The organism is Sporofaciens sp. JLR.KK001, assembly GCF_036941055.1.
In the GTDB taxonomy this organism is placed as follows: Bacteria; Bacillota; Clostridia; order Lachnospirales; family Lachnospiraceae; genus Sporofaciens.
Map to the genome: position 1 here is coordinate 725,441 of NZ_JAYMNO010000002.1, position 24,449 is coordinate 749,889.

Genomic DNA, 24,449 nt, shown 5'->3' on the forward strand with positions numbered 1-24,449 from the left:
ATGCTGATACTACAACGAAGGAAGGGACAATCCCTTACTATTAATGATAACATTACACTGACGGTCGTTGACACTGGAACAGACTGGGTGAAGCTTGCAATCGATGCGCCCAAGGAGATCCCCATTCTGCGCTCCGAACTGAAAGAAGCTGCTGCCGAGAACCAGATGGCGTCCGCAACTGCTTCCAGACAGGTCTTGGATGAGATCATGAAGAAGAAATAATAATCAGACAAAAAGGAGTTGCTAGGATTATTTCCCGTCAACTCCTTTTTCTTATTCATCACTATTACGCCGAACAATCAACGGATGCCACCGAAGTCACCGGCGCTGACATAACTTCTACGCTCACTCCGCTCCCGGCTGCAACTGTACCCAGAGACGGCATCTCCGCCGCCAATGCGGTTGACGACAGGGTATCCACATACTGCTCCGCAATCTGCCGGAATCTCTCGTCACTGACCGGAGCCCCCAGTACATCATCCAGACCGGCGGTCTGACAGCGCTCCTGCCCCATCCTGGAATTCTGCTTACGCTTAAGCTCCTGTGCAAGCTGTCTTGCAAGCTTCTCCTTCATCTTACGCTCTGCCGACTTCTGGCGAAGCCTCAGGTTCTCTTCCTTATGAAGCCTTGCGACCTTGATATTCCCGCTCTGGATCACCGACTTGATCTTACGGATCACCGCCGCCGCCTCAGCCGGATCGCTCACCTGTGACTTAACCCTCAGCATCTCTCCGTACTTGGCTGAGATCAAGCCCTTGACCGACTTCACATCCCTGGCGCTCGCTAAGCGCATCATATTCGAAGTATGCGAGAAACTGTAGGATCTCGTCTTCGGCGTCTTCTTCTTCGCATTCGCATAGAATGATGTCGACTCCTTGTCTCTCCACCACGTAGGATAAGACTCCTTATCCTTCTCCTTCATAGCCGTCCACTTGGATACCTGCCCATCCTCGTCAATGACCAGCCCCATGCCCACAAGATCCTTATCACAGAGAAACGCCTCAATCTTCGCAGAACTCTGATAGCTGCTCATATGATCCAGGATATCCTCGATCTGCTGCCTGAGCTTATCATCCGTACTCATCCTCTCCAACAGCTTCTCTGAGATCGCCACGTTGTTCGTTCCGCGCTGAGCCGCACCATACTGACTGATCTGACGGTTATTATCAAACGAAATGAAGCTAAAATCTATATTCTTATACTTCTGTGTCAAATAATTCATCATAGATGCAGCGCCAGTCTGCTCCGGCACGTAACTACTCTCTGACTCCTTCTGAGAATTCACCTGGGATAATCCTATCGCCTGCGTATCCGTATAATATCTGTTATTCTTCACCTGCATAGTGATCCCCCTTCCTCTACGTCTCATCTATGAATGGCGCCTTCTGCCGCGGCAATCCATCCATCCTGAAATATCTTATATAAGTATATCGGCGGGGATTCAGGCTTCATAATAGAATACAGGCATTCTATTGACAAATTATCCCAAATCCGCTATGTTTGTTATGATGAAACTTAGAAGGAGAATTTATGATATATGAAATCACTCGTATTAGCAGAGAAACCTTCTGTTGCCCGTGATATCGCACGGGTGCTGAATTGCCATAAGAATCTTCCCGGCGCCATAGAGGGCAGCCAGTATGTCGTCACATGGGCGCTGGGCCACCTTGTAACCCTGGCCGATCCAGAAGAATATGATCAGAAGTTCAAGGAATGGAATCTCTCTTATCTTCCCATGCTTCCGAAGAAATGGAACCTGGTGGTGATAAAGCAGACCTCTAAGCAATACCGCAACGTCAAGACCCAGTTGTTCCGCAAGGACATTTCCGACATTATCATAGCCACTGATGCCGGAAGAGAAGGGGAACTGGTGGCGCGGTGGATTCTGGACAAAAGCGGCTGCCATAAGCCCCTGAGACGCCTCTGGATCTCTTCTGTCACCGATAAAGCGATCCGTGAGGGTTTCTCCCATCTGAAGGACGGCTCCCAGTACAACGCTCTGTATTACGCCGCTAAGAGCCGTGCTGAGGCCGACTGGCTGGTAGGCATCAATGCCACCCGCGCGCTGACCTGTAAGTACAATGCCCAATTATCCTGCGGGCGTGTTCAGACCCCCACTCTTGCCATCATTGCCCACCGCGAGAAGGAGATCCGTTCCTTCAAGCCGCAGGAATACTATGAGCTTACCTGTACTGCCAATTCTGTAAAATGGAGTTGGCAGCATGAAAAGAACGGGAGTACACGTTCCTTTCAGAAGGAATTTATTACAGACCTCAGAGACCGGCTGAACGGCCAGTCCTTGACCATTACGGACATTCAGCGGTCCAGGAAGAAGACACAAGCTCCCGGCCTCTATGACTTGACTGAATTGCAGCGGGATGCCAACAGACGTTTTGGGTTCTCTGCGAAAGAGACGCTGAATATCATGCAGCGGCTGTATGAGAATCACAAAGTTCTCACCTATCCCCGAACCGACTCCCGTTATATCGGGACAGATATCGTTCCGACTATCAAGGAACGGCTGAAAGCATGCAATACAGGCCCCTACAAAGCATTTATCCCACAATTGCTGAGAAGCCCGATCAAGACCAGCAAAGCCTTCGTAGATGATAAGAAAGTCAGCGACCACCACGCGATCATTCCGACAGAAGAATATGTCCAGCTAGACCATATGAGCAATGAAGAGCGGAAGATATATGATCTGGTTGTGCGCCGCTTCATCAGCGTCCTCTATCCCGCATTTGAATACGAGCAGACCACTATGCGGGCCTCTGCAGCCGGTCAGAATTTTGCGGCCCGGGGCAAGATCATCCTGTCTCCTGGCTGGAAGACAATATACGACGCAGACTATGACGTTTACACAGACGAAGACGGCTATGACGATATGGGCGATGCCGGCTCCGGATTCCGCGGACACAATGCCGATCAGCCGCTCCCGGATCTGACACAGGGCAGCAAGCTTCCAATCTCAACGGTCACCATCAACACAGGCAAGACCAAACCGCCGGCAAGATTCACCGAAGCGGCCTTGCTGTCTGCCATGGAGAATCCTGTCAAATATATGGAATCCAGGGACATCCATCAGAAGAAAGCCCTGAGCGAGACCGGAGGGCTTGGAACCGTCGCCACACGTGCCGATATTATCGAGAAGCTCTTCCATTCCTTCCTGATCGAGAAGAAAGGCAATGAGCTCCTGATCACCTCAAAAGGGAAGCAGCTATTAGAATTAGTCCCGGAAGATCTGAAGAAGCCGGAGCTTACCGCCAAATGGGAACTGCAGCTCTCAGATATCGCAAACGGGAATCGAAAGGAACATGCATTTATCCAGGATATCCAGCATTATACTGAGGCTCTGATCGAAGAGATCCGCTCTGCAGACGGTACCTTCCGGCACGACAATCTGACAAATACCAAGTGCCCAAGATGCGGCAAACGGATGCTCGCCGTCAACGGCAAGAACGCCCGTCTCCTGGTCTGCCAGGACCGGGAATGCGGCTACCGCGAAACAATTGCCCGCTCAAGCAACGCCCGCTGTCCGAACTGCCACAAGAAGATGGAACTGATCAAGAAAGGCTCGGAAGAAACCTTCGTCTGCGCCTGCGGATACAAAGAGAAGCTCTCGGCATTCAAGGCCCGGCGTGAAAAAGAAGGAGCCGGAGTATCCAAAAAGGATGTTCAGAAATATTTGAAAAAGCAAAAGGAAGAGACCATCAACACCGCATTTGCAGATGCCCTTTCCGGAATCAAATTACAGTAAATGCACAAGAGGCAGCCGCAAAACATACCTTCAGCGGCTGCCTTCTTTATAATATGCCACGATCAGATCCACCATCCGGTTATAGCTCTTCACTCCGTCTGCCTGCCCATTGGCCTTAAGATATGTATCATTTATCCTGTTAGACACCTCCGCGATCCTGCCGTCGTATCTGGCCCAGAACTCACTGTTCAGCTTGAGATCTGCTTCCGCCTCCGGCGGCAATTGGCTCCGTACCTCCTCCCATACGTCGTAATCTGCCCGGTAGAGCACGTTCATACAATGAATCCATCCCATCAGATAACCGCTGTATGCAAATGCATCCTCTTCCGATCCGCTGCAAGCAAGGAACGCGATAAAATTCGCCTCCTGTTCCTGCATAAAGCCCCTAAGATGAGACAATTCATGACAAGCCGTAAACGGAATATTATAATCCTGCATATCGCCGTTATAGTTCGCCTCTATGGTAAACGGCGAATAGACTCCGGATAAGTCCTGAACGGAAAGGATCCAGGAGTTCACAAGCTTCTTTGGCTTGGGGTAGTAACCTGCCAGCTCTGGATATTCCTCCCCCAGCTCCCGCATAGCCGCTATGACATTCTCATCCAGGGGCACCTCAAGAACCATGCCGCCGTCCTCTTTGCGCGCCACCTTATCGCTATAAGCTTCTACTTTACGCGTAAGCCACTGGCACACTTCCTTCAATTCTTCCACTGTATATTCTTCCGCCTGGATTCCCGAGCTTTCTGAAAATGAATCCCGATGGTAATTGATCCCGCAGTTTACCACATACAGGAAGCAAAGCGCTGCTGCCAGCAGAAGCAGATCCCATCCTGCACCTTTATACCCCGCCTGTTTCTTCCTGATATCCGCGGCTGATCTGACCGCCCGCAGCGCTATGGCAGCCAGCAGAAGATACAGCAGTATTTCTGCTGCCGAGAAGGGCAGATACCCCGTCAGCCGCCCGAGACTGCCCACCCATACAGGATACAGATGTGTGCTGTACCATTGGGCGAATCCCGGAACCATCCTCGCGGTTATGCTCAATACAAGCGCCGCTGCCAGCAAGACTGCGCTTGCGATCTGTTTTGCTCTGTTCCCGCGAAACCGCGGGGCAAGTAGATATGCCTGCATACATTACACTCTCCGTTTCTCTCGTTCCCCTGCCGTCTTGATACAACGATAGTATAAGTGTAACAATCCCCCTCCTTACTGTCAAGAAAGAGGGGGATGCTTCCTTATATTTCCTTACCCTCAGCGGACAAGGGGACACACGCCCACTGAGGGTATCATCAGCCGCTACAAATTCAGAAATTGCAGCAGCATCTCCAGTTTCAGCCTGGCGATCCTGTCATCCAGTGACAGGTCAAGAAGCTCCTTCATCTTATCGATCCTCTTGCGGATCGTGTTGATGTGGACATACATTTTCTCTGCCGTAACGCTGAAGTTCATATTATTTTCCAGATATACTTTTAATGTCTTTAACGGCTCCCTGTTCTTCTCATCCTGCAGCAGCAGACGGTACTCGCTCAGCATAGCCTCCAGCTCGTCCTCCTGAATATCGATCCATGCGTAAGGGCCGAGCATTCCGTAATCCCAGATATGATCCTGCGGAAATAATTTCTTGCCCATTGCCATTACTTTCTGGCATTTTTTCACTCCATCCTTCAAGGACAGCAGGTTGATCTCATCCCTGCATACGGCAAATTCTAATTCCACATCCTTGCATTTTGCTTTCACTTTGATGCGGAACTCCTCCAATATCCGGCTAAAATATTCCAGATCATATTCATCTCCCTCCTGCGCGTCCCAGAGAATGATTCCCCTGTTCTCATCTAAGAACGCTATCCTTCCGAAATTGGAAACGGCGCTGTCCAAAAAACTCCTCACAAAATTCTTGCGTTCATCCCTTACGCTTACCGTCTCGTCCTGTGTCTGAGCAAACATGATGCATATATACTTTTTCGACATAGAGATCCCGTGCTGACTCGCCTGATAGATCAGTCTGTCCTGATCCTTCTCATCATAGTTAAGAGCATACAGCACAAAATTCTCGAACCCTATATTACCGATACTCTGTGCAACCATGATCTGTTCATAGACCGACTGAAGCTCCAGAAACGCAATCCGTATAGAATATTCGTCGCAGTAGTCCAGGAAATCCTTCGACTCCATCACAACAAAATATGCCTGTGTCACTTTGTTCATGATAATCGGGATCAACACCCAGCTGATTCTTGGCCCATCTGGATTAACCGGATCGATCAGCCGGTATCTGGTCATATGCATATGCTCGCACAGGCTGTGGCTGCTGTATTCTCTTGACGGGTTCCAGTAGTCCTCGTCCCTTAGATGAAAGCTCTCGGAGATCCGCCTGAAATTAGCAGAACTGTAATATGCCCTTTCTTCACCTATATCGTATAAAAATGCCGGGAACTTCATCTCCGCCTCAACAGCCTGCAGGATCTTCTTGATCTTCCTTTCCTTGAAGCTTAAGTTTGACAGCTGCAGTACACTGTTATTCCGAATGCTGAAACGCCTGAACGCCTGATTCATCACAGCTACATTTACCTGATTGATTACATCCATAAATGCAGCCTCAAAAGGCATGCTGATCAGCGGCACGTCATATCTGTCAAACAATTCAATCACATGCTCGGGAATCGTATCCAGATAACGCTGCCGCTTGATCATCAGCCCTGTCGACAACTGTGCAGCACCTTCCTGAAAACTGCGTTCCAGGCAATAAGGCTCCTTCGACAACGCATATCCTGAAGTCATGATCAGTTCTTTTCCCTTCGTCCACCGAAGCGCGTCCGGCGCATCCATAACCGCAACTCCCTGTACCTCTTTTGTCAGGCCTTTGTGACCGGTTATTACATGAAAATCTTTAAAATACTCCTGAGCAAGCAGTTGGTACAGCGCAATCCCCATCTTCATCTCCCCCTGTAAATAATATATATGCACAAATCCAGCCCGTTCAAGCTCGTCTTCAACGAAAGGGCTGGATTACCTTCTAACAATTATGATTCATACATCGGAACATATGCATCCCTCTTCTGGTTAAACTCCGTCAGGATAGCCTCTCTCTGATCAGGCCTGTTATACAGATCGTATGCAATGCCTGTAATAATCTGTGCAGCGCTCAGCGCGCCCTTTTCTCCCAATGAGCATCCGGCTGCTGCCGTAGCCTGCCATGTATGAGGCGCTACTCCTGCCGGCCAGCAGGAAGTAGTGACAACGCACATCGGCATAATGTGGCTGATATCCCCGCTGTCTGAGGACGCGGTCAGCGGATTGATCTGGTACAGATTGCGGTCATTCAGCTTCCATGTCATCGGCCTGCCTTCCGTATCGTATAGCTTCTGTGCTTTTTCCGCGTCTGCTTTCGTCACGGTGCCGACAAGACGGCTGGCGAACTCTGTCTCCTCATCATCAAAAACCGGAAGCTCTGCTTCTTTCATATTCTGATACGCAAGATCTCCATAGGCATGATTTTCTAGCATCTCACAGCATCCGTAATCTATTCTCACATCTGCCTCAGTCTCGGTCATGAGCGCCGCGCCTTCCGCTATCTTCCTGATTCTTTTGAGAATATCTTTCACATCCGCTATATACGGGGCCCGTACAAAATACCATGAGCCCGCCAACGGCGGAACAATGTTCGGAGCAAATCCGCCGCTGTCCGTAGTATAATGGATCCTTGCCTTAGAAGTCACATGCTCTCTTAGATAATTTACCCCAACATTCATCAGCTCGACCGCATCCAGAGCGCTTCGTCCAAGTTCCGGTGCGAACGCGGCATGTGAACTTCTCCCCCTGAATTCAAAATGTGCCGACGCGCTTGCCAGATAACCGCTGTCATATACCATATTAGCGCTCATCGGATGCCAGCTGATCGCAAAATCACAATCATCAAACATATGATAATATATCATCTTAACCTTGCCGCTTAAGAGCTCTTCCTCCGGGCATCCGTAGAAACGCACCGTCCCGCTGATCCCCTCCGCTTCCAGATAGCGTTTTACCGCGATCGCACCGATAGCCGCGGCCGCGCCCAGAAGATTATGCCCGCATCCGTGTCCCGGTTCCCCTTCCGCTACAGGCGCCTTGTTGTCCGTCACCTTCTGTGATAAGCCTGGAAGCGCGTCATATTCCCCCAGGATCGCGATCACAGGTTTACCGGAACCATATTCCGCATAAAAAGCATTCTCCATATGCTCCTCATTTACAATCTTAAAACCTTCGCCTCCAAGAAGTTTCCTGAAATAATCGGCGGACTCTTTTTCATTACCCCCAACTTCCGGATGTTCCCAGATAAGCCTGCTTGTGGTTTCAAGCAGTGACTTCATCTTCTTCACTTCATTATGAAGATCTCTTTTTTCCATTGCCATCTCTTCCCTTCGACAGTTTATCCTACTTACTCTATGCCTGTTTCTTCGCGTTAGATAAAGTTGTAATACCCACTGCAATACTGATAAACACGCACCCTAATGTTCCAAGCCAGTTAGAAGCTCCCGGAAGCCAGTTAAATACACCCATACCGATCGCAAAATAAAGTGCGAATGCGATCACAACCATTATAACACTATGTTTGATCATTTTGATGCCAAATTGAACAAACAGCGCCCCAAAAAGTGCAGGAAGAAGATAATTAAGCGCAGCCTTGACAGAATCCGGAAGCATAGCCAGTACAGAGCTTCCAAGGATCGCGCCGATCGTCAGCACGGATACATTGATGATGATGGATACAGCCATACCCAGGGTCGCAATGATAGAACCCTTCTCCGTCCCCGGCTCAACCTCCGCCGCAACCTGCGCCATACTTGCACACGGAATCCTCATATTAGAAATATTTCCCGACAAAAATGCCATATACGTTCCCGCAGGACCTACCACCGGGAAGTAAGAAATCGGCTCGACAAACCATAATACGCCAAATGCACTTGTTCCGCTGATAAATGCAGTCAGAAGCGCCGCCGGCTTCGGAACAATACCGTATACCACCGCCAGCACAAGCGCCGGAGTGAACGCAACCAAAACTCCCAGATATCCTGTTAATTTACCTATCCTATTAATCTTGGGCGTATATTCGTCTTTGTAAAAATCACTGTTCATATTCTTCTTCTCCTCCTTATATCAGCCTTATACCAGCGCCGTAATAATCATAGCGCCCAAAATCGTAATAGTAAGCGACCATTCTTTCAGCCATCCAATGTTCTTACTATTTGCTGCCTTAGTCAGCACAAACATGATAACCGCGCCTAAGATACATGCCAGCAGGTTGTGCCACGCTGAAGACATAGCCGCGGCATCCGCCTTCTGTATCATGGAATAGAACGGTTTAGATAAGTGGCTTGCGACCATGGCGGAAAATACACCGATAATCGCTGCAGAAGCGATCGTTGTCAGCATTCCTGCATTCCCCTTAGAAAGCTTGTGTTCGATCTTCTCCATCTTATTCGCTGAAAATGTCGCGAATATAACCCATCCGACAGAACATAATATCATGGTCCAGACTGCCATGCCAAGCGCCTCTTCCGTCATTGCATCCGTTCCTAATGTCACCCCTACCGCAGAGGTTCCAAGACCTGCCGCAATGGATTCAAACATAACGGAACCGATCATGGAAAGACGCATCCATCCTACCGGACCTCCTACCGTTACCAACAGTGAAAGCATACCGCTGAGCACTACTATTGACGGCCCGATCGAAGTTACAGCGCTGCTTTTCATAGCTTTCTTCATCTTATCGTCTGTAAGTCCGACCTTCTTCCCCGCACTATACGCCCCCTTTGCAAAAAGAACCGCCTGAATGATTACGAATACCACAGGAATTCCACAGGCGATCCACATAGGCAGTCCATTTGCAATCTGCATTACATCCATCTTTTGTCTCCTCCTTCATATATCTGTTTCTCTAAATTTATACAATTATACGAATTCGTCTGTACGATAAAAATAAAATAAATTTTCCTTTTCCAATCAATTTCGTATAAAGTGAAGATTTTTTCACTTTTTATGCCGTTTTTTGTAGAAAATGTCCTGACTATTCTAATTTTTCCCTAAATTAGAAAAAATTTTTCTTTTTACTTTTACCTGGAAGAGATATCCTGTTATTAATACATCGAATAATAAGTTTTTAGTATTCTAAGGAGGAAGTTAGATTATCATGAAAAGTCAGATCATGCTGGAAGCAGAACAGCTTCAAGAAGAATTGACCGCATGGAGGCGCGAGCTGCATCAAATTCCGGAGATCGGCCTCAGCCTTCCCAGGACAGTTGCATTTGTAACGAAAAAACTGGACGAGATGAACATTGCGTATACCGTTTATGAGGAGAGTTCTAATATCGCCGCCTGCATCGGCCGGGGCGATACATGCTATATGATCCGGGGCGATATGGACGCGCTCCCGATCGAGGAAAAATCCTGCGAGCCTTTTGCTTCTACTAACGGCTGTATGCACGCCTGCGGACACGATATGCATACCGCTATGTTGCTTGGCGCGGCGAAGCTGATCAAAGCGCACGAGTCAGAGCTTCACGGTACCGTCAAGCTTGTCTTCCAGTCTGCGGAAGAGATTTTTGCAGGCGCCGAAGCCGCGATTCGCTCCGGGGTTATGGATAATCCGCACGTTGATGCCGCCTTGGCGCTGCATGTATTCTCCCAGAAGCCGCTCGGCACATTAGGCGGACATCTTGCCCCCTGCGCCGGGGTATACGGTTTCCGCATTAAACTTACGGGGAAGGGCGTGCATGGTTCTACACCGGAGGACGGCGTCGATCCGATCAACACTGCAATTCATATCCATCTGGGATTACAGGAATTAATAGCGAGGGAGATCTCTGGATTTGATGAGGTTGCTTTGACGATCGGCAAGTTCCACGCCGGAAGCGCTGCAAATATTATCCCTGAGACTGCCGAGATGGAGGGAACCCTCCGTGTATTCAACCCGGATATCCGCAAAAGGATAATTCAGCGGATCCATGAGATCACACAGGGCATAGCCGAAACCTACCGCACAAAAGCCGAGATCGAGGTACTCAGCGACGTTCCTCCTATGGTCTGCGACGAGAAAGAACTTGCCTGGTGCCGGGAAGTAATCCACGAGGTTGATGATTCCCTGACCATAGATACATTTCACGCGATGGGATCCGAAGATTTTGCCTGCTACTCCGAATTGGTCCCTGCTGCCTTCTTCATGATAGGAGCGGGCGTCGACGATCCTGAAGAACGGCTGCCGCAGCATAATCCTAAGATCCGTTTTAACGAGAATGTACTTCCGATCGGCGCAGCGGTCTATGCCGCGGCTGTACTGAAGAGGCTTGGGGAATAATCCGTTGCCAGATAAGCGCAGCCTGCATTATAACAGGCTGCGCTTCGGCGATGCAGGCAGTCAAAGCCCCCGCGGCAGTCACCAAATGTGCATACAAGCATGCCCGCTTGGCTCGTTGCTCGCGAGAATAAAAACTGCATTCTTAACACTTATCGGCAATTACATAGAGCATATCTCCAGGCTCTACCCCGCCGTGAACAACCATGTTCGTCATTAGACCATCACACGGACAGATATCCCGCGAGATAACTTCTCCATCCCAGCCAACCGTATATCCAAGCTCCTGTCCCTTATGCACCAGATCTCCGCTATTGATATTAATATAATGAAGACCGCCACACTGCGCAAACAGTACATTTCCGCCGGAATACACCGTCGGCTCTACGTGTATAGCCTCACCTTCCAGCATCCCCACACACATCATCATATTCCTGAGTGCGTCACAAGCCTGGTCTACTTGTTCTTTCCTAAGTCTTCCTTCTCCTCCTATCTCAAAGAAACAGGATGGAATTCCCATATGATTTGCTTCTGCTACTGCCGAGCCTCTTCCTGGATAATTAGGCATCTGAGGTATCGTTCCCTGAGGTACTTCCCAGATTTTTTCCGACTTGAACATACGGGCCAATGCCCTTGTTTTCTCGTCTACCGGCTCTCCAATTGGAAGAATCTCAATGTTAAAATCCAAATCCTCAAATAGTTCCCCTCCATGCATGTCTACATGCCAGTCTGCAAGGCTGATAAATGTTTTGAAGATTCTGTCCGCTGCCTGCTTCGTAGGAGAAATCCCCAAATGCAGACTGTCCCTTCCCATATCTTCTCCTTTTTCCAAACCGGTTGGAAATACAGAATTCATATTCACATTGTCAAGCGGTGAGCGGTTAGCATATTTAAACTGCAGCCCCATAGGATTTTCTATATGCACAAATATTAAGGTTCCTGCAATTTCAGATGGTTCTAATTCCCTCGCCAGACGAACTGTCGCTGCCTGACCTATCAACTCATTAGGATGAACACCTGCAGTAATAACTACTGTAGGTCCTTCCTTAACACCGTTTATTACCGTCACTGGAACCTCAATTTTATTTACCGTCATTTCGGCCGCAAGAAAGTTCCATCTCACCTTACTTCCCTTAGGAATATCACGGTTATCAATTCTCATTTTCATTCCTCCTGTTCATCTAAACGCATCATTAATTTCTAAGCACCAAACAAAGTTCCCATCAATATACCGAAAAAGTTTCCAATTACATTTCCAAGAGTACCAACTAAAAGTCCCGGTATAATCAAAGCAGTCCAGTTCTTTGCAATCGCCAAAGCCATTGCTGTTGATCCGCCTCCAATATTCGCATTTGAACATACCATCGCTTCCTCAATTCCAAAATGCAGAAGCTTCGCACCCACCAGAACGAATACAATATTAATAATAACAATAATCATACATGCAACAAAAAACCACGGTGCATCTCCTACAAGAAGACGAATAGATACTGGTGCACTCATAGTTGCAAAAAATAGGTATATAAAATATGTCCCCATTTCCTGTGCTCCGCCGATTTTTGAAAGCTTGTCACTGAATGCAGTAGCAACAATGACCGAAAGAAGTGTAATTATCAAATATTTACTTCCTAAAAGTGCATTGAAAAAATTTAAGATAAAATTACTGGTAGGAATTACTGTAGAAAAAAATTCTGAAATCGGCGTCGCAACAGCCACAATTACAAGGGATAATCCAATCTCAAATGCAATATCAAACAGAGAAATCTCTCGTTTTCCCCAGTAAGCCGCTGCGCTTGTCACTGCTTCGCCGTTGTCTTCACCTGATGCATTTACTGCTTCAATCTTATCTTCATGAGGATGCAGCCAATGCTTTCTGAAAAACCGAATAGAAGGAATTACCATAAGTGCAAAAAAGAAAAACATCATCGTGAGCGCATCCGCTACATTTGCTGTCGCCACAGTTGTTCCGGTTGCTCCGTAGTTATCTGCCATCGCAACAAAGTTAATTCCGCCACCAATGTAGGAACCAGTAATCATAGCAATAAACTTCGGCGCTTCCTGTATCTGGTTTGACACAATAAAAAATGCAATAACAGAACCGGCACAGGTTCCAATTGCTCCGATGAAAAATAAAACAGTCAGTCTTCCGCTGTCTTTCAGAATAGACTTAATATCTGCTTTGAACAACAAGAGCGGCAATGCCATCGGAACAAGATATGTACCCACAAAGTCATACGCTGCGGCGCTTTCCGGTATTACCTTTAGATTTGATAACACTAATGTAATCAATAGTACCATAATACATCCTGTAATTTTTGCTGCCCAGGCATATTTTTGCTCCAGATAAATCACAAGTGCACAGATTGCACATAACAATGCAAATAACGCAATATGATTATCAGCTGCAATTAATGTCGTCATAAGAACCCCTCCTCCTTAGAATAAAATAATAATTTCAAACAATATCCTTTTCTCTGGCAAGTTGAGTAAGCGCCTCTTTAATACGCATAAACCTTCTTACTGCATCTTGCTCCTTTTTAAAACATGCTGTAACAATTCGAATATGATTTTCTCCCTGCTCTCCATATGGTGTCCCCTGATTTACAAGTACTTTTGCATGCTTTGCAATATATCCAGCAACTTCTTGCGAAGAGCCAAGTTCCCCTACATCAAGCCATGACAGTATACCGCTCTCACTCATCCTCATACGAACTCCCGGTGTATTACCCAGAATATCATAGGCTACTCTTCTCCGCCGCTCCAGAATCTCTGTGTAAGCTGGGAGAATCGTATCATCCTTTAATGCCGCAATCGCCCCATATGTAGAAATCGTACAGGGTGCTCCGACCACATTTACCGCACTCCCATAAAATACATCCATAATTTTGTCATCTGCGTATAAATAGGCGATTCTGTAACCGCTCAGTCCATATCCTTTAGAAAGTGAACATACGGTTACTGTTCTCTCCCACATCCCAGGAAGCGTACACGGACTTACAAATTCAATTCCGTCAAAAATATGGTCTTCAAAGGCCTGGTCGCAAACTAAAATCAGATCATTAGCGACAATAAATTCCGCTAATTTTTTAAGGTTTTCCTTCCGGTAAACTACCGTTGTCGGATTATTCGGATGTGTAATTACCATCATTTTTGTCTTTTTCGTCAACCGCTTTTCCATTTCATCCATACGAATCTGATAATTGTCTTCTGGATAGGTAGGTACATGGATTGCATGCGCACCCAATAACTCTGCATTTAGAAAATTATTAGGATAACCCGGATCCGGTACAAGAACCTCATCTCCGAAATCTAAAAAAGGCATCATTGCAAACAAGAGCCCGGAATCTGAACCAGGCGTAACTACAATATTTCTACCTGGATCTATCTTAATTCCATCCTTTTTTTCAATGTGGGCAGCAATTTCCTTTCGGAGTTCAGGGAGGCCAACCGGAAGCGTATAGTGAGACGGGAATCCGTCTGCCACCGCTTCCAGAGTCGCCAATCTGACCGTTTCCGGGATAGACGGATCTGGATAAAACATATCGGCCCAAGCCATATTATCCCCGCCATCCTTCTGAAACTGGCTTGCACCTTCTCCCACGTCAGCTTTTTTACTTTCTAAAAATAAACCCCCCTGCAATCTACAAAAACCTGCAGTCATCTTCTTTCTGATAGAATTCACAATCTCTCCTTTTCCTCTCCGTACATACTATCGATATGCAACAGCTTCAATCTCAATTTTTGCTCCTTTTGGCAGTGCAGCTACTTGCACACACGCTCTTGCCGGCATAGACTCTCCAAAATACTCTGCATATACTTCGTTTACTTTTGCAAAATCATTCATATCCTGCAGATAGATTGTCGTCTTCATCACCTTTCCGATATCACTTCCCGCCTCCTCAAGAATTGCTGAAATATTTTTAATAGACTGTCTTGTTAGTTCAGCGATCCCTCCTTGAGAAAATCCATCTGCTGCCGGATCAATTGGAAGCTGTCCTGATACATAGATGATTCCTTCATGCTCTATAGCCTGTGAATAAGGTCCGATAGCTGCAGGTGCATTTTTAGTGTTGAATTTCTTCATCCTCTCTCTCCTTTCTCTTTAATAAAATTTATTTTATTCAGTAAACTAATTTTTATTATATATGCTTTTTCATAATTGTCAATACATTTTTCAAAAAAATCTATTACTTTACAAAAAAAGCAAATTATGTTAAGATTTTTTTGTTATATCTTATATTCTGCAATGAAAGGTTTGAAAATTAAAAATGAATTGTATTTTAACTGAAACAGACAAAATGATCCTGAACTCATATAAGAATCTAATAAAAGGACTTGCCGATTATCTGGGACCTGGATATGAGCTGATCCTTCATAACCTAGAATCCTACGATAATTCTGTAATCGCAATAGCCAATGGTCATTACACTGGACGAAAAGTCGGCGCTCCCATTACAAATATGGCATTAAATATTCTGAAAGATATTGAAAATAACATTTCTGAGGATAATGTCACCTACTTTACAACGAATAAAAACAATAAACCTATGAAATCAACTACCATCACTATTCGGGGTGAAAAAAACAAAATTATCGGCTTGCTCTGTATTAACTTTTATCTAGACGTACCTTTTTCACGCATTTTGGACAGTTTTACACCACAGTTACATACCGAATCTTCAACCGAAATCAGTGGGATGGTGAATGAAGAATTTTTCGAAGATTCTTACGAATTGATGTCTCATCTGGTTGAAACAACAAAGAAAAAAATTATGGAGGATAACTCTATTGTATCCTCCAATAAAAACAAAGCAATTATTCTACAACTCCATGGAAAAGGCGTGTTTAATTTCAAAGATTCCGTTCAGTTTGTGGCAAATGCTCTGAACATTTCCAAAAATACTGTTTATCTTCATCTTCGAAAGCTATAATACAACATTTAGTACATAAAAAGGCGGTATAGTCCATAATTGGGACTATACCGCTATATGAATTTTCTTCCCTGCATTCATTCCGATCAAAAGCAGCTCTAATGTTTGAGGATTCGTGTTCCTGTATTTGAGATGATAAATCATCTGCTTTATCGTATTAATCAACTCCTGTTGATCTTCTGCAGAATAATCAAAATTCTCATCATACCTTCGCCTTCTACATCTATAATTAATGATACTTTACTTATAATAACACAATCAAAAAATTTATCAATTATTATCACTTTTTTGGGTGACAAATTTTGGTGACAAATCAAACCGCCGTAAAAATCAAATCGATAAAGAAGCGAAAAACCGTATTCCCAAAACTGGTTTTTAGATAAACCTATTGACTTTTTATTGGTTTTACTGAAATGTTAAAATGTGTTGCTTGCAGCAACGGGCAGTTCTGTCTACAATATTGGTAACAACTAAAAGAAAGGAGATCTTCCCCAATGCTCAATGAAAATATTAAAACAATCAGAAAATCAAAAGGGCTTTCGCAGCAAGAGCTTGCCGTTAAGCTCGACGTAGTGCGGCAAACAATATCTAAATGGGAGCAAGGACTGTCTGTTCCTGATTCAGATATGTTAATCTCTATATCGGAAGTGCTTGAAACACCCGTGAGTACATTGCTTGGAGAAAATGTCATTAAGACGGAAGTTGATGAGTTAAAGGCAATTTCCGCAAAATTAGAGGTAATAAACTTGCAGCTTGCAAAGAGAAAAACCACAAGAAAAAGAATTGTGTTTTGGATTCTTATTTTATTGTGTATAGTGATACTCTCAATTTTTGCAGTCTTATTGGCATTAGAAAGTCCTTACTCGGGTTGGAATTATAGTGATCCTGAAACCGCCGTTCTCGGGACGGCATTTCACTCATTTGAATGGCTGTTTGTCAGAGTCGCACCGATTATCCTTATCGGTACGGTCATTGGAATATTCTTGACGCGGAAGAAAGAATAATCTTCCGAAAAAGAGACATGTGGTTTTTACGGAACGGAGGAGTATCCTGTGTCTAAAGGATACTCCTGCCGCATAAGTTTTCATCTCCGGTCTGCGGGCTTCGCCTGTTTGCTGCCGCAGTTACAGTACCCGGATCCTTTTTACTGCCGGAATCGGTTGTATAGCTGTCAGAGTCCCCGGATGGTTGTTGTGTTCCGGGCTGTATCGGTGTGTCGTTATTTCCTGGGATTGACGGATTCGCCGGCCCCGGATTCACTGGGGGCTTATCTGCTTTTACTGATTTCCAGGCGACGGCAATGGGAGACAGGCCGTGAACGGTGAACCGAAGCCCTTCTTCGGTCTTCATAACTTCAGGCGCTTCATATCGCACCGTCCTTTCTTCCGGGATTACTTTCAATACTTTTGCAGGAACGCCTCCTACTACCGTTCGAGGCGAAACATCCTGCGTTACCACGGCTCCTGCAGCAACAACCGCCCAATCTCCGAGCGTTACTCCGGGCAATATTGTCGCATTAGAACCAATCCATACATGAGCGCCTATCGTTATCGGCGCATAGTGATTTTTTCTGTTCTCTTCCGGGTTAAGATCGTGATATTCTTTCCAAAATCAGTATAGAACGGCGGGAACATCCGAAACGAGCCATCCACTTTTTTCCCAATCAGCCTTCCCATTATCTCCCGAATTTCCTCCGGCGTATGATACTGCATATTCAGTTCCATGCCGATACGGACAGCCTCCTGAAAGAGTTCATTTGCATACGCATTTCTCTCGGCATTTTCCCCTGAGCCTTCCCGAAAACCATCTATCACTTCTTTTGTTGTCACAGCCTACATCTCCTTTTCCCATTCCCGAAGAGTAGAAATGCCTGTTTCATCTCCCAGCTTCTCTAACCGTCTGATTTCGTCATCTGTTAATGCGATCTGCGTTGCCTTTGCTGCTTCTTCCACCTGATATACTTTTGTTACTCCGATAATCGGGAGAGTACCCTTTGCAATCGCCCACGCTGTGGCAACCTGTGCCGGGTTGGCGTCAAAGCGGGTTCCAATAATTTCCATTTCATGGATCAATGCCGCCAGTTTTTTCAGGTGGGGATTATAAGAATCGCCGCGTCCCGTACCTGCCGGAAAAGGATTTTCCTCTGTATATCGCCCGGTAAGCGCTCCCTGTTCCAAGACCATATAAGAATAAAATGTTATGCCGTTTTCCTTACAGTAATCAAGGATACCGGCCCGCTCAGAGGAGCGGTGTAAAAGGCTGAAATGGTTTTGTACTGCCGAGATTTTCAAACCTTCTGCTGCAAGAATTTCATCCGCCCGCTTGATTTCAGCAAGGTTATGATTAGAAACACCGATTGCCTTGATCTGCCCGCTCTTTGCCAACGGAATTATATCCGGTGTCCATTTTTCAAGATCCATAGGATTGTGAATCCAGTAAATGTCGATTATATCTGTATACAAACGTTCCTTGCTGCCGTCAATCATTTCCTGCATTGCGTCCGGCGAAGCACTGGCAATCTGCGGGGTAAATTTTGTGGATAGAATCACATCCTCCCGCGATACTCCTTTTACAAAGTTTCCAAGGATACGTTCAGAGCTGCCTTCTCCATATACAGCAGCCGTATCCCATAAGCACAGCCCATGTTCTATCGCTTTCTTAAATACCGGTTTCAAATCGTCCGCAGAAAGATAATTCCCAAACACCTGATCCCCACCAGCCGTGCCAACGCCCCAAGACCAAGCTCCTAATGCAATTTTAGGTAATATTTTGTTCATGATCTAAATCCTCCGAATAATAACGTGAATGAGCGTTCTCACCGGCAATCATCAAAATCGGACGGGGTGAAACTTCCTTGATATTCGCCATGAGTGGAAAATTCCAAAAGGACACCGGCATAGTTGCCCAGCGCAAAGGTTCCGTTTTCCGCATCCTTCCAACGCTGTTCACTAAGATATTTTTTGATTTTGTTTCTCTGCTCCTCGGTATAATAATCCATGTGTCCCCTGCTCATATCACGGGACATATCATACATGGAAAGCGTGGCAACAGCCTTGATTCTGGTATCTGTACCAGCGGCCGCCGCTTTCTCCACCAAAGGACGGATCAAAAGCCAGTGCAACAAAACCGAAGGTTGCCATCTGTTGCGCGTACAGACCGGAGGCTTGCTCTTTTACCGCTCCAAAAGGCCCGGATATAATGATTGCCGGTTTTTTCGTATCCGTATGATTCTCCGGTAAGTAAAGATCTCCTGCTAGCTCAATACCGAAGCGGTTCTTGAAATGGACTTTTTTCATCTCAATTTTCGGGTTGATTTCGAATGTTCTGGTATCCATATTCAGTTCTCCTTTTCAATTTTATATTTTTTAATTTTGTAAATAAGGAAGTCAAGTCCTTGTGACTTTGATTCCATCCCTTGCTTTATCTAATCTATTTTTGTTACTTTTTCTCGAAAAACAATCATTACGGCTACTAATGTAACTATTAACACTAAAACTACTTGGAACAAATTCTCTTGATTAGTCGGGTTCTTCGTAATGATAAGTTGTCTGACAAATAAAACAATGAGAGAAGTAACAATCGTTGCAGGAACAGACTTTTTTATCATTCCAATAACAAACGGCCACCATGATAAAACGCTACAAATGATAGTGCCGGTAACTGCCATCGGCACCCATTCTGATAAATAAGATATCTGAAAAGAACCCTCCAACATATCAAAAGCATAATCCATTCCGACGATATATCCACAACAGCAAACATATCCGAACAGCAATGAAATAGCAGTAAAAGCCATAATAAGCATCATTTTTATTACGATAAGCAATTTCTTGTTTAAAGGATAAGAAAACAGGATTGTAATGGTTCGCTGGCTGTACTCACTAATCACCAATGTAGACGTAAGTATTGATGAATATATCAGAAAAATAAATGATACCAAAAGCCCTATTACAAGAAATGTGCTTTCAAATGTGTCTTTTGTCTGTTCTGGGTCGATCATGCTGTCAACCAAAGACACCGTAATAAACAATATACAAAAAGCAACTGCAAAAATAGCAGTCATTATTTTGCGGGGCAGTCTGAATTTTCTTATTTCAAGTTTCAGTAAATGAACCATTCTATTTTCCCTCCTCTGTAAGCTGGAAGAAATAATCCTCCAAGCTGTTTTCCTTTCGTCCTATGCTTTCTAAACCAACTCCATTTTTTACAAGCAACGCTGAGATTTCTTTTCCAGAAACAACGGTGCTATAAATCCTGATAATCGTATCGTCCACTACATCAAAATGTGACAGTCTCTCGTCTTGTTCCAAAAGGCAGGCGGCTTGTTTCACATTATCCGTATCTATTTCAATGTATTCTGTCTGATATTCATGAACTTCATGGATAGATATTTCTTTCAAGAGCTTTCCGCCTGCGATAACACCGATTCTGTCCGCAATCTGTTCAACTTCTGAGAGAATATGGCTGGAAATAAAAATTGTTGCCCCGTAATCCTGATGTAGCCGCCCAAATAAAAGACGCATTTCTTTTATTCCCTCTGGGTCAAGCGCATTGATAGGTTCGTCCAGTATCAACAATTCTGGTTTTGCTAAAATTGCCCTTGCAATGGCAAGACGCTGTTTCATCCCTAAAGAATATTGCGAAACTGCTTTTCCCTCAATGTTTTGAAGATTGACCAATTCCAAAACATCTTTTATACGTCTGCGGTTATGATAACCCATATAATCACAATGCAATTCCAAATTTTGTAGTCCTGTCATTTTTTCATAGAAATAAGGGTTTTCTATGATACAGCCAATCCGTTTCAGACATTCATAATTCTTATCGTCCATTTTTTCGCCAAAAATATATATTTCTCCGGAATCCGGGCGCACTAAATTCAAAAGCATTTTCATGATAGTGCTTTTTCCTGCGCCGTTTGGCCCAACAAAGCCATAGATTTCTCCCTTTTTAACATGAAGATTTACCTTGTCAACTACAACTTTTTCCTTATAGGATTTTGTCAAATTTGATGTTGCGATAATATAATCCATTTTGTACGCCTCCTTTGCTATTCCACAGTATACAAAACAGAATTCTCTTTTATCTGTCTGAAATCTAACTTTTTTCTAACTTTTTAAAATCAAGGTAAAAACTGTTTTCTGGCCTGGCTCACTGTCAACTTGTATATCAGCCCCCATTTGCAGCGCAAGATTTTTAGCAATCGTAAGCCCCAGCCCACTTCCATAGTTTTTATGCGCTGTCGTGTAATTCCTGTAAAAAATGTGTTCCCGCTCTTTTTCTGCTATGCCCTTGCCATGGTCTTCCACCTCTATCATGACCTTATCTGATATTCTTTTTAAGCGGAACGCAAGATATTTCCCCTCATTGCCATGTTTTATTGCATTATCAATTAGATTTTTCAGTATTCTGTTCAGTGCGGGGGTATCTGCATATGCATATTCCGGCAAAGGACTGATTTCTATTTCAACCTTGTATTTTCTTTCATCCAAAACATCATAATAATCCAATATTATTTCATGACATATTTGTGTAACATTTACCATGCTGGGTTCCATGTTCATATCCCCGGACGTTATTTTTGACAGAGTAAAATATTCATTTATAGTTGCAACTAATTCATTTGCTTTACTATCAATTCTAATTGCCATTTCCGTAATTTTCTCTTTTACCGGCATATCTGATACTTCTCTGTTTAGTAATTCGCTATATCCCTTTAGAACAGTGAGAGGTGTCCTTAAATCATGTGAAATATTGGTAAGCACCTGCATCATAGCTTGTCTGGAATGTTCATAACTGACTCTTTGTGCATAAAGTTCATCCAGTAATTTATTCAATTCTACTGAAAGCCCTTTAATTTCTGCATTTTCAGACGGGATTAAAATCTGTCGGTTTTCTTTCAAGCAAGGAGCCATTGTAAACCATTCTCTGATATATTTGATTTCTTTGGATGTTCTTCTGTTTTTTGACCATTCATATAAAAACATTGCGAATAATATTAGTATGAGAACAATAAGTAGTGTGTACACCAGTTATTCCTCCATTTTATATCCGATGCCCCATAAAGTTTTAATATATGTGGCATCACTGTTTGAAACCATTTTTAATTTCGCCCTCAGCCTGTTGATGTGCGTGTTCAACACGTTTTCATTTCCAAAATACGGTTCTTTCCAAATTAAATCATAAAGTCTTTCTTTAGAAAAAGCCTGTCCCGGATGAGAAGCCATTAGATTTAAAATTTCAAATTCTGTGCGGGTTAATTCCAAAACGGTTCCAGCAGCCTTTACGCTATGTGTTGTCTGGTTAATTTCTAAATCCTTAATTCTTGTGACGGTTTCTTCCTGTTGGTTGTCATAGCTTGTAGCACGCCTGATATTGGCTTTGATTCTTGCAGTAAGCTCAATTAAGGAAAATGGCTTTACCACATAATCGTCCGCTCCCAGATTCAAACCCATTGATTTGTCCGTATCATTGTCTTTCGCTGTAATAATAATAATAGGGATTTTGCTGATTTGACGAATGGCTTTGATTACTTCCATGCCACTTGTATCTGGCAACATTAAATCGATCAGAGCAAGTGCATAATCCGTATTTAACTGGAAAGCTCTTATTGCTTCAAAACCGCTATGAAAAACGTTTACTCTAAAATCTTCACTAACTAAATAATTATCAACCATTTCACAAATAGATATATCATCTTCAACGACAAAAATTTTACTGGCCACTTTCCTTAGCCCTCCCCTCCATAGTCCTTTTATCAATAGGCTTCTTTGCATCTTTTGGAAGCAGCCACATGCTTCCTATTTTTTCCGCTTTTTGAATTTTACCCTCTTTGCAGTAATATTGTACCATTCTGTTTGTAAGCCCCCATTTCAAGGCGGCTTCCTTAGTTGTCATAAAATCCATAATCGTTTCCTCCTCGCAAGATATTATATTTCGTTTAAGCGAAAAAAACAAGTTGCTATTGTACTTGCTTTTTTATTTTGAAAGAAGATATAAGAATAATATGGATTTCGTAGTAATCGGCATTGTGTGTAAAATCCAAACTTATATAAAATCCAAACTTTTCTGAAAACAGCTTGATAATTGGGGATTCTTGCCGGAAAAAGTTTGGATTTCTTCTAAGTTTGGATTTGTGGGAATGTGTATAACTGGCTATCTCATGGAATTGTGGGTAACTCTGTTTGCAGGACGTGTGAAAGCTGCACTTTAGCTTTTCCATGTGCTGTGAATAGAGTTATCCATGATTCCATAGCCTGTTATGCACATTTCCATAATGCTTGTCTTTTGGTCTTTGCTTTCTTTGGTTCGGAATAGTGTGGTGCTGGTGGTCTATCTCTTGTTTTCGGTTGCTTGCTTCTTTACCGTACATGAGCATTAGCACCGGCTATCTCATCAAATGGGAAGAAACTGCCGGGACAGGTGGTCGGCGTGACGTCCTTGTGTTTCTTTACGGTCGTTATGCCGTACTTGGCTTTCAGATGTGCGACCAGTTCCTTACCTGCTTTCTTCTGGGCATCCGGCATCGTCCGCTCCACATCATAATCACCCTCAAAACAGATCCCTATAGAATCCGAATTTCCGCCAGATGCATGAGCCCCGACAGTGTTATCCGGCCGGCCTTCCCAGATCGTACCATCCTTTGTAATGTAATAATGGTATCCGATGCCGGCCCACCCATTATTTAAATGGCATGCATGACATTGATATACACTGAATTTCTCCGCATCCGCATGATGCAGGACAATACATCTGGTACTCTTCCTTACTGACAACGAATTTCTAAATTGTAAACTTGGTTTCTGAATGTTCATATTCTGCTCCTTCCTGCCGGCTCTTGCGCCGGCGCAAAAAAAGAAAGCCGTTACTTTTCACACCCACGCCAGTAATAGGCTTTTTAGAAAGTGTTGGTAAATGTGCTGAAATTGAAAAAATTTTTATCCACAGTAAATGATACGTTTGAGGACAAAATGTTAATAATATTTTGTCCTCAGGTATTTCTTGTGGATAACATTTTCTCCTTTCTGTTTTTCGTCTTAAAATCCCCTTCTCACATCTTTTTCTGCGTGGTTTGATATCCATTTGTCTTGAAAAATCAACGATTTATCCCTGGCAAAATGACGAATACCAGATTTCCTTCATTCGCTTTTTTTCCAGATTTCTGCTATACTTTTTTTATTACAAGTGCGGAGGCAGCAATGAGTAAAGAAACATCACTTATAAAAAAATATGAATTACAGATCTCTAAATTGGAGAATGCTCTTAAAGAAGCAGAAAATGTAATCCGAATCCAGGAAAAATGCATTCGGACTTCGGAAGAGCTTCTTGAACAGAAAGAAGAATATATTTCCATGCTGACATTACAACTGGAAGAGACAATAGAATTAAGCAGAACGATGGCACAGGTATTAGATTCCCGCCCCTAATTCAT

27 protein-coding genes are annotated in these 24,449 nt (G+C 44.2%); 6 read left to right on the top strand and 21 right to left on the bottom strand.

Going from position 1 to position 24,449, the window contains the following annotated elements; genetic code table 11:
* A complete protein-coding gene (locus VSQ62_RS28665; protein WP_334638300.1) occupies positions 1 to 222 on the top strand; it encodes a carbon storage regulator in 222 nt (73 codons plus the stop codon).
* A gap of 64 nt (positions 223 to 286) precedes the next feature.
* Here VSQ62_RS28665 and VSQ62_RS28670 read toward each other — a convergent pair whose 3' ends face one another.
* On the bottom strand, positions 287 to 1,369 hold the full coding sequence (locus VSQ62_RS28670; protein ID WP_334638301.1) for a DUF6033 family protein: 1,083 nt from the start codon (positions 1,367 to 1,369) through the stop codon (positions 287 to 289).
* Positions 1,370 to 1,537: 168 nt separating this feature from the next.
* Between VSQ62_RS28670 and VSQ62_RS28675 the strand changes: the two genes are divergently transcribed.
* On the top strand, positions 1,538 to 3,757 hold the full coding sequence (locus VSQ62_RS28675) for a DNA topoisomerase III (protein ID WP_334638302.1): 2,220 nt from the start codon (positions 1,538 to 1,540) through the stop codon (positions 3,755 to 3,757).
* Between the two features lie 30 nt (positions 3,758 to 3,787).
* On the opposite strand, the gene VSQ62_RS28680 is transcribed toward VSQ62_RS28675, so the two are convergent.
* The 5 genes from VSQ62_RS28680 to VSQ62_RS28700 form a co-directional block, all read right to left on the bottom strand.
* A complete protein-coding gene (locus tag VSQ62_RS28680) occupies positions 3,788 to 4,888 on the bottom strand; it encodes a DUF3810 domain-containing protein (protein WP_334638303.1) in 1,101 nt (366 codons plus the stop codon).
* Positions 4,889 to 5,053: 165 nt separating this feature from the next.
* A complete protein-coding gene (locus tag VSQ62_RS28685) occupies positions 5,054 to 6,688 on the bottom strand; it encodes a PucR family transcriptional regulator (protein ID WP_334638304.1) in 1,635 nt (544 codons plus the stop codon).
* 89 nt (positions 6,689 to 6,777) lie between these two features.
* A complete protein-coding gene (locus VSQ62_RS28690; RefSeq protein ID WP_334638305.1) occupies positions 6,778 to 8,142 on the bottom strand; it encodes an amidohydrolase in 1,365 nt (454 codons plus the stop codon).
* Between the two features lie 37 nt (positions 8,143 to 8,179).
* Positions 8,180 to 8,872 carry a hypothetical protein gene (locus tag VSQ62_RS28695; RefSeq protein ID WP_334638306.1) on the bottom strand — a complete coding sequence of 231 codons (693 nt, stop codon included), beginning with the start codon at positions 8,870 to 8,872 and terminating at the stop codon, positions 8,180 to 8,182.
* 27 nt (positions 8,873 to 8,899) lie between these two features.
* The gene (locus VSQ62_RS28700) at positions 8,900 to 9,643 is read right to left on the bottom strand and encodes a DUF5058 family protein (protein ID WP_286152763.1); all 744 of its coding nucleotides are present in this window, start codon (positions 9,641 to 9,643) and stop codon (positions 8,900 to 8,902) included.
* 283 nt (positions 9,644 to 9,926) lie between these two features.
* Here VSQ62_RS28700 and VSQ62_RS28705 point away from each other — a divergent pair, with 283 nt between their 5' ends.
* Positions 9,927 to 11,090, top strand: coding sequence for a M20 metallopeptidase family protein (locus tag VSQ62_RS28705; protein WP_334638307.1), 1,164 nt, complete (start codon positions 9,927 to 9,929; stop codon positions 11,088 to 11,090).
* A 142-nt stretch (positions 11,091 to 11,232) separates the two neighbouring features.
* Here the strand turns inward: VSQ62_RS28705 and VSQ62_RS28710 are convergent, their stop codons facing one another.
* From VSQ62_RS28710 to VSQ62_RS28725, 4 genes are read right to left on the bottom strand one after another with little or no spacing between them, the layout of a single operon-like run.
* Complete coding sequence (locus VSQ62_RS28710; RefSeq protein WP_334638308.1) at positions 11,233 to 12,249, bottom strand: succinylglutamate desuccinylase/aspartoacylase family protein; 1,017 nt, start codon at positions 12,247 to 12,249, stop codon at positions 11,233 to 11,235.
* A 38-nt stretch (positions 12,250 to 12,287) separates the two neighbouring features.
* Positions 12,288 to 13,508 (bottom strand): DUF819 family protein, encoded by a 1,221-nt coding sequence (locus VSQ62_RS28715; RefSeq protein WP_334638309.1) that lies wholly within the window; start codon positions 13,506 to 13,508, stop codon positions 12,288 to 12,290.
* Between the two features lie 34 nt (positions 13,509 to 13,542).
* Positions 13,543 to 14,748 (bottom strand): pyridoxal phosphate-dependent aminotransferase, encoded by a 1,206-nt coding sequence (locus VSQ62_RS28720; RefSeq protein ID WP_334638310.1) that lies wholly within the window; start codon positions 14,746 to 14,748, stop codon positions 13,543 to 13,545.
* A 48-nt stretch (positions 14,749 to 14,796) separates the two neighbouring features.
* A complete protein-coding gene (locus VSQ62_RS28725; RefSeq protein WP_334638311.1) occupies positions 14,797 to 15,171 on the bottom strand; it encodes a RidA family protein in 375 nt (124 codons plus the stop codon).
* 184 nt (positions 15,172 to 15,355) lie between these two features.
* Here VSQ62_RS28725 and VSQ62_RS28730 point away from each other — a divergent pair, with 184 nt between their 5' ends.
* Both VSQ62_RS28730 and VSQ62_RS28735 read left to right on the top strand, forming a co-directional pair.
* Positions 15,356 to 16,018, top strand: coding sequence for a helix-turn-helix transcriptional regulator (locus VSQ62_RS28730; protein ID WP_334638312.1), 663 nt, complete (start codon positions 15,356 to 15,358; stop codon positions 16,016 to 16,018).
* A 494-nt stretch (positions 16,019 to 16,512) separates the two neighbouring features.
* Positions 16,513 to 17,022, top strand: coding sequence for a helix-turn-helix domain-containing protein (locus VSQ62_RS28735; protein ID WP_334638313.1), 510 nt, complete (start codon positions 16,513 to 16,515; stop codon positions 17,020 to 17,022).
* Positions 17,023 to 17,074: 52 nt separating this feature from the next.
* Here VSQ62_RS28735 and VSQ62_RS28740 read toward each other — a convergent pair whose 3' ends face one another.
* The 11 genes from VSQ62_RS28740 to VSQ62_RS28790 all read right to left on the bottom strand — a co-directional run bounded on the left by VSQ62_RS28740 (position 17,075) and on the right by VSQ62_RS28790 (position 23,832).
* Positions 17,075 to 17,524, bottom strand: a complete 450-nt coding sequence (locus VSQ62_RS28740) for a hypothetical protein (protein WP_334638314.1) — start codon at positions 17,522 to 17,524, stop codon at positions 17,075 to 17,077.
* Between the two features lie 41 nt (positions 17,525 to 17,565).
* Positions 17,566 to 17,847, bottom strand: coding sequence for an LbetaH domain-containing protein (locus VSQ62_RS28745; protein ID WP_334638315.1), 282 nt, complete (start codon positions 17,845 to 17,847; stop codon positions 17,566 to 17,568).
* 3 nt (positions 17,848 to 17,850) lie between these two features.
* On the bottom strand, positions 17,851 to 18,795 hold the full coding sequence (locus VSQ62_RS28750; RefSeq protein ID WP_334638316.1) for an aldo/keto reductase: 945 nt from the start codon (positions 18,793 to 18,795) through the stop codon (positions 17,851 to 17,853).
* Between the two features lie 38 nt (positions 18,796 to 18,833).
* Entirely contained in the window at positions 18,834 to 19,016 is a 183-nt protein-coding gene (locus VSQ62_RS28755; protein ID WP_334638317.1) for a hypothetical protein, read from the bottom strand.
* Positions 19,017 to 19,044: 28 nt separating this feature from the next.
* Entirely contained in the window at positions 19,045 to 19,353 is a 309-nt protein-coding gene (locus VSQ62_RS28760) for an alpha/beta hydrolase (RefSeq protein ID WP_334638318.1), read from the bottom strand.
* A gap of 89 nt (positions 19,354 to 19,442) precedes the next feature.
* The gene (locus VSQ62_RS28765; RefSeq protein WP_334638319.1) at positions 19,443 to 20,135 is read right to left on the bottom strand and encodes an ABC transporter permease; all 693 of its coding nucleotides are present in this window, start codon (positions 20,133 to 20,135) and stop codon (positions 19,443 to 19,445) included.
* Position 20,136: 1 nt separating this feature from the next.
* On the bottom strand, positions 20,137 to 21,051 hold the full coding sequence (locus tag VSQ62_RS28770) for an ABC transporter ATP-binding protein (protein WP_300714372.1): 915 nt from the start codon (positions 21,049 to 21,051) through the stop codon (positions 20,137 to 20,139).
* A 75-nt stretch (positions 21,052 to 21,126) separates the two neighbouring features.
* Positions 21,127 to 22,047, bottom strand: a complete 921-nt coding sequence (locus VSQ62_RS28775) for a sensor histidine kinase (protein WP_334638320.1) — start codon at positions 22,045 to 22,047, stop codon at positions 21,127 to 21,129.
* Positions 22,048 to 22,050: 3 nt separating this feature from the next.
* Positions 22,051 to 22,743 (bottom strand): response regulator transcription factor, encoded by a 693-nt coding sequence (locus tag VSQ62_RS28780; RefSeq protein ID WP_334638321.1) that lies wholly within the window; start codon positions 22,741 to 22,743, stop codon positions 22,051 to 22,053.
* Entirely contained in the window at positions 22,733 to 22,924 is a 192-nt protein-coding gene (locus VSQ62_RS28785; protein WP_162210266.1) for a helix-turn-helix domain-containing protein, read from the bottom strand. Before VSQ62_RS28785 ends, VSQ62_RS28780 begins: the two co-directional genes overlap by 11 nt.
* A gap of 455 nt (positions 22,925 to 23,379) precedes the next feature.
* Complete coding sequence (locus VSQ62_RS28790; protein ID WP_334638322.1) at positions 23,380 to 23,832, bottom strand: peptidoglycan recognition protein family protein; 453 nt, start codon at positions 23,830 to 23,832, stop codon at positions 23,380 to 23,382.
* A gap of 384 nt (positions 23,833 to 24,216) precedes the next feature.
* Here VSQ62_RS28790 and VSQ62_RS28795 point away from each other — a divergent pair, with 384 nt between their 5' ends.
* Positions 24,217 to 24,444: a hypothetical protein gene (locus VSQ62_RS28795; protein WP_120397181.1), complete on the top strand. Its 228-nt coding sequence runs from the start codon at positions 24,217 to 24,219 to the stop codon at positions 24,442 to 24,444.
* The last annotated feature ends 5 nt before the right edge of the window (positions 24,445 to 24,449 follow it).

Bases quoted from the DNA above. Each gene is read 5' to 3' on its own strand.
- VSQ62_RS28665 (WP_334638300.1), top strand. From the start codon at position 1: ATGCTGATACTACAACGAAGGAAGGGACAATCCCTTACTATTAATGAT.
- VSQ62_RS28670 (WP_334638301.1), bottom strand. From the start codon at position 1,369: ATGAGACGTAGAGGAAGGGGGATCACTATGCAGGTGAAGAATAACAGA.
- VSQ62_RS28675 (WP_334638302.1), top strand. From the start codon at position 1,538: ATGAAATCACTCGTATTAGCAGAGAAACCTTCTGTTGCCCGTGATATC.
- VSQ62_RS28680 (WP_334638303.1), bottom strand. From the start codon at position 4,888: ATGCAGGCATATCTACTTGCCCCGCGGTTTCGCGGGAACAGAGCAAAA.
- VSQ62_RS28685 (WP_334638304.1), bottom strand. From the start codon at position 6,688: ATGGGGATTGCGCTGTACCAACTGCTTGCTCAGGAGTATTTTAAAGAT.
- VSQ62_RS28690 (WP_334638305.1), bottom strand. From the start codon at position 8,142: ATGGAAAAAAGAGATCTTCATAATGAAGTGAAGAAGATGAAGTCACTG.
- VSQ62_RS28695 (WP_334638306.1), bottom strand. From the start codon at position 8,872: ATGAACAGTGATTTTTACAAAGACGAATATACGCCCAAGATTAATAGG.
- VSQ62_RS28700 (WP_286152763.1), bottom strand. From the start codon at position 9,643: ATGGATGTAATGCAGATTGCAAATGGACTGCCTATGTGGATCGCCTGT.
- VSQ62_RS28705 (WP_334638307.1), top strand. From the start codon at position 9,927: ATGAAAAGTCAGATCATGCTGGAAGCAGAACAGCTTCAAGAAGAATTG.
- VSQ62_RS28710 (WP_334638308.1), bottom strand. From the start codon at position 12,249: ATGAGAATTGATAACCGTGATATTCCTAAGGGAAGTAAGGTGAGATGG.
- VSQ62_RS28715 (WP_334638309.1), bottom strand. From the start codon at position 13,508: ATGACGACATTAATTGCAGCTGATAATCATATTGCGTTATTTGCATTG.
- VSQ62_RS28720 (WP_334638310.1), bottom strand. From the start codon at position 14,748: ATGACTGCAGGTTTTTGTAGATTGCAGGGGGGTTTATTTTTAGAAAGT.
- VSQ62_RS28725 (WP_334638311.1), bottom strand. From the start codon at position 15,171: ATGAAGAAATTCAACACTAAAAATGCACCTGCAGCTATCGGACCTTAT.
- VSQ62_RS28730 (WP_334638312.1), top strand. From the start codon at position 15,356: ATGAATTGTATTTTAACTGAAACAGACAAAATGATCCTGAACTCATAT.
- VSQ62_RS28735 (WP_334638313.1), top strand. From the start codon at position 16,513: ATGCTCAATGAAAATATTAAAACAATCAGAAAATCAAAAGGGCTTTCG.
- VSQ62_RS28750 (WP_334638316.1), bottom strand. From the start codon at position 18,795: ATGAACAAAATATTACCTAAAATTGCATTAGGAGCTTGGTCTTGGGGC.
- VSQ62_RS28755 (WP_334638317.1), bottom strand. From the start codon at position 19,016: ATGGATTATTATACCGAGGAGCAGAGAAACAAAATCAAAAAATATCTT.
- VSQ62_RS28760 (WP_334638318.1), bottom strand. From the start codon at position 19,353: ATGGATACCAGAACATTCGAAATCAACCCGAAAATTGAGATGAAAAAA.
- VSQ62_RS28765 (WP_334638319.1), bottom strand. From the start codon at position 20,135: ATGGTTCATTTACTGAAACTTGAAATAAGAAAATTCAGACTGCCCCGC.
- VSQ62_RS28770 (WP_300714372.1), bottom strand. From the start codon at position 21,051: ATGGATTATATTATCGCAACATCAAATTTGACAAAATCCTATAAGGAA.
- VSQ62_RS28785 (WP_162210266.1), bottom strand. From the start codon at position 22,924: ATGGATTTTATGACAACTAAGGAAGCCGCCTTGAAATGGGGGCTTACA.
- VSQ62_RS28790 (WP_334638322.1), bottom strand. From the start codon at position 23,832: ATGAACATTCAGAAACCAAGTTTACAATTTAGAAATTCGTTGTCAGTA.
- VSQ62_RS28795 (WP_120397181.1), top strand. From the start codon at position 24,217: ATGAGTAAAGAAACATCACTTATAAAAAAATATGAATTACAGATCTCT.